1 pseudogene is annotated in these 657 nt (G+C 67.3%); it reads right to left on the bottom strand.

The annotated features are described in order from the left end of the window. A pseudogene (locus LPA54_RS34630) lies at positions 1-657 on the bottom strand (hypothetical protein); the annotation flags it as partial.

Here is a 657-nt window from a genome sequence, read left to right as displayed (position 1 = left end):
GTTCGGCGCAGAGGCTGCCGTCCTGGCCGCCCTCCTTGGTGCTGGCGGGCGGGAACTCGTCGCAGCTGTCCGCGCCGCGGGTGGTCGGGTACAGGTTGGTGAACGGGGTGCAGGTCGCGTTGCGGTTGGCTGTCGCCTGGGTCAGGTCGACGGCGTGCAGGATGTCGGTACCGCGGCGCCGCATGATCTCCTCGTAGATCGGGACGACGATCCCGTACTTCTCGTGCGAGCGCGAATAGCTGAGGATGGGCAGGTCGTTCGTGGGGATGACGCAGCCGCGCAGCCGGGGCTGCTCGGCGTCACAGCGGATCTCCCCGCCCGCGGGGCTGGACCAGGTGGCACTGGAGTCGACCGGATTGGCGCCCGGCATCGTCACGTACATCGCGTAGTTGGTCCGGAAGGAGACGCGGGTCTTGCCTGTGGCGAAGGGGTCGCCGCGGTACTTGGTCTTTCCGGTGACCTCACCGTTGTACGACAAGGTGGTGGCGTACCAGGGCTGCTTGGTCACCGTCGTGCAGCCGGTGCCGCAGCCGACCTGCATGCGCAGGGTGAGGCTCTGCACATCGCCGGTGACGCGGATCACCTTGGCGGTGATCGTCTCGGTGACGTCCAGGGATTTGTAGGAGGTGCTGAGGGTCGAGTTGACGGCTATCAGGC

The sequence above is a fragment of the Streptomyces sp. DH12 genome (assembly GCF_020873895.1).
Lineage (GTDB): Bacteria > Actinomycetota > Actinomycetes > Streptomycetales > Streptomycetaceae > Streptomyces.
This window is presented reverse-complemented; position numbering and strand designations above follow the sequence as displayed.